3 protein-coding genes are annotated in these 3,022 nt (G+C 71.7%); 1 reads left to right on the forward strand and 2 read right to left on the reverse strand.

Annotation, left to right across the window (positions count from 1 at the left end; translation table 11 throughout):
* Positions 1-74: 74 nt before the first annotated feature.
* A complete protein-coding gene (locus tag G6020_RS14175) occupies positions 75-599 on the reverse strand; it encodes a flavin reductase family protein (RefSeq protein ID WP_182611051.1) in 525 nt (174 codons plus the stop codon).
* Positions 600-662: 63 nt separating this feature from the next.
* Positions 663-1,838 (reverse strand): ROK family protein, encoded by a 1,176-nt coding sequence (locus G6020_RS14180; RefSeq protein WP_182611052.1) that lies wholly within the window; start codon positions 1,836-1,838, stop codon positions 663-665.
* Between the two features lie 149 nt (positions 1,839-1,987).
* Between G6020_RS14180 and G6020_RS14185 the strand changes: the two genes are divergently transcribed.
* Positions 1,988-3,022: LLM class flavin-dependent oxidoreductase (locus G6020_RS14185; protein ID WP_347238384.1), on the forward strand; the 1,035-nt coding region annotated here is incomplete at its 3' end.

Below are 3,022 nucleotides of genomic sequence, written 5' to 3' on the forward strand. Positions count from 1 at the left end.
CCCCCGCTCATCGAGCGGGGGCCGCCTCGTCGTCGGCCGATCTCGTGGTCAGTCGGCCTCGTGGTCAGTCGTGGTCACTCGTGGGCCGTGGGCACCGCACGGAAGCCACCGTCGAGCACCACGAGCGGATCGCCGGGATCCTCCTCGTCGAACCAGGCGTCCAGCAGCCGCGCGACCACCAGGACGTGGTCGCCCGCCGGGACGAGACGATCGAGGGCGACCCGGAGTCGCGCCCGCCCGCCGTGGAGGAGCGGTTCACCGGTCTCGGCCCGGGTCCACAGGGAGTGGTCGGCGAACCGGAGGTGGGAGGGGCCGGCGAACCGGAGCGCGAGTGATCGGTCGGCCTCGCCCAGCAGGTGGATCACCGCGGTCCGGGCGTCGAGCACCGCCGCCAGGCTGGACGACGAGATCCCGACGTTGAAGCTCACCAGGGCGGGCCTCGACGACAGGCTGGACGGTGATGACGCGGTGAACCCCACCGGCCCGTCGGCGCCGTCGAGGGTGATGATCGTGACGCCGGCGGGATGCATACGCATCGCACGCCGGTGGGTCTCCGCCGGGACGGACTGGTGAGCGGTGGACAGGCTTCGTTCGGTCATACGAGAAGTCTGTGGGGGTCCGCTACGGATGTCGAACATTACTGTCGCGGTGACCGGAAAGGGTCAGGACACCGACAGCAGCCTCGACGGCAGCGCGCTCGTGGGGTCGGCCGAGATGGTGTCGAGCGCCACCGCCATGGCCGCCAGCTGCTGGATCCGCCCGCCCGCCGTCGACACCCTGAGTTCGGGTGCCCCGCCGGCGAGAGGGGTCTCCCGTGAGGCTCTCAGGATGGGTCCCAGGTAGCGCGGGTGGTCCGTGAAGGCCTGTCCACAGAGCACCACCGAATCCGGCCGAGTGATGGCCGAGACCAACCCGACCAGGCGGCCGAGGATGGTCGCCCGCTCGACGAGGATCGCGTCGGCCACCGGGTCACCGTGTGCCCGGGCCGCGAGCTCCGGCACCGACCCGACGGTGATCCCGCGGGCGGCCGCAGCCCGGACCAGTCCGGAATCGCCCACCACGTCCAGGAGGCCACCGCCGCGGTCGTCGAGGTAGGTGGTCGGCCCCACGGGGAGGTGGGCGAGTTCCGCCGAGCCGGCCCGTGGCAGGTGCACGGCGCCGTCGATCACGAGGGCGGAGCCCAGATGCTCCCGCGCGTAGACGACCAGCGTCGTGCCCGTGTGGGACTCGTGCCCCACGAGCAGCTCCGCCGCGGCCATCGCCTCGACGTGGGGGGCCACGGAGAAGGGCACCCCGATTCGATCGGCGAACAGGTCCGCCACCGGAACGTCCCGCCACCCCAGCAGGTCGTGGTCGATCCTGCCCGGCGCGGTGATCCTCGCGGCCGTGGCCACGCCGCCCCAGACCAGCCGGCGGTCCCGGTGGCCGTCGAGGAGCCGGAACGCGATCGCGGACAGCTCGTCCGCGATCACCTCCGGATCCCGGCCCGGGGTGGGGATCGCGTACTCGGACAGGATCCGGCAGGCGAGATCACTGATGGCGACCACGCACCGGCTGAGGCCGATGTGGACGGCCACCACCACGGGCCCGGCGGGATCGATCTCCACGGGGATGCTCGGCCGGCCCACGGAACCGTCGTGCATGAGTTCGGGTCGCTCGCGGATGACCCCGGAGGACAGCAGCGCTGCCGTGGCTCGGCTGACCGTCGCCACCGACAGGCCCGTGGACGCGGCCACCTCCGGACGGGTCACCGGCCCCCGGAACCGGATCGTGCGCATGACCCTGGCCGAGCTCACGTCGGACAAACGCAGGTCAGGGGCGGGTGATCGGGGTGTCATGGGGGAGAGGGTACCACAGCCTATAGACCGATCGGTCTACTCGTGTAATGGGTTTCCTTCCCGGTGACGGCAATTGTGGCCCCCCGTCTCCGTCCGGCCGCACGATGTGTCGGTCCGCACTCCGACCCGAGACACCTCAGGAGCCGTCCGTGGCCACCGACCCGACTCATCCGAACCCCGACCAGACTGGGTTGCACTTCCACTGGTTCCTGCCCACCTACGGGGACTCGCGCAACCTCGTGGCCGGGGGGCACGGCACGCTGATGTCGGGGGACCGTCCGGCGACCCTGCCGTATCTGCGGCAGATCGTCGCGGCGGCCGAGCACAACGGGTTCGAGTCCCTCCTCACTCCCACCGGCGCCTGGTGCGAGGACGCGATGATCACCACCGCTCTGCTCGCCGAGTCGAGCGACAGCATCAAGTTCCTCGTGGCGCTGCGCCCGGGGCTCATGAGTCCCACCCTCGCCGCGCAGATGGCGACCACCTTCCAGTGGCAGACCGGTGGCCGCCTGCTCCTCAACGTGGTCACCGGAGGGGAGTCCCGCGAGCAACGCGCCTATGGGGACTTCCTGGACAAGGAGGCCCGATACGCCAGGGCGGACGAGTTCCTCGAGATCGTCCGAGGACTCTGGGATTCGGAGAACCCGCTCTCCTACAGCGGTGACCACCTCGCCGTCGTCGATTCCGTCCTGGCGCGTCGACCGGACCCGGCGCCGCCGATCTTCTTCGGCGGCTCCTCCGCGGCCGGAATCCGCGTCGCCGCCCGCCATGCGGACACGTACCTGACCTGGGGCGAACCCCCCGCTGCCGTCGCCGGGAAGCTGGACCGGGTCCGGGACGCCGCGGCCGTTCACGGCCGGACACCCTCGTTCGGGATCCGGCTCCACGTGATCTCCAGGGACACCTCGGAGCAGGCGTGGGCCGAGGCCGATCGGCTCCTGGCGGGGATCGACCCCGCGGACGTGGCACGGGTGCAGGCCTCGCTGGCCGCCAGCGAATCGGAGGGCCAGCGCCGGATGCTCGACCTGCACGGCGGCCGGACCGGGTCGCTCGAGGTCTCGCCGAACCTGTGGGCCGGTGTCGGCCTGGTCCGCGGGGGCGCGGGGACCGCGCTCGTGGGCTCCCACGAGGAGGTCGCCGACCGGATCGCCGAGTACGCCGAGCTGGGCCTCACGCACTTCGTA

The sequence above is a fragment of the Dietzia sp. B19 genome (genome assembly GCF_014145155.1).
GTDB lineage: Bacteria > Actinomycetota > Actinomycetes > Mycobacteriales > Mycobacteriaceae > Dietzia > Dietzia natronolimnaea.

Excerpts from the sequence above, each read along its gene's own strand:
- G6020_RS14180 (WP_182611052.1), bottom strand. The coding sequence starts at position 1,838 with ATGACACCCCGATCACCCGCCCCTGACCTGCGTTTGTCCGACGTGAGC.
- G6020_RS14175 (WP_182611051.1), bottom strand. The coding sequence starts at position 599 with ATGACCGAACGAAGCCTGTCCACCGCTCACCAGTCCGTCCCGGCGGAG.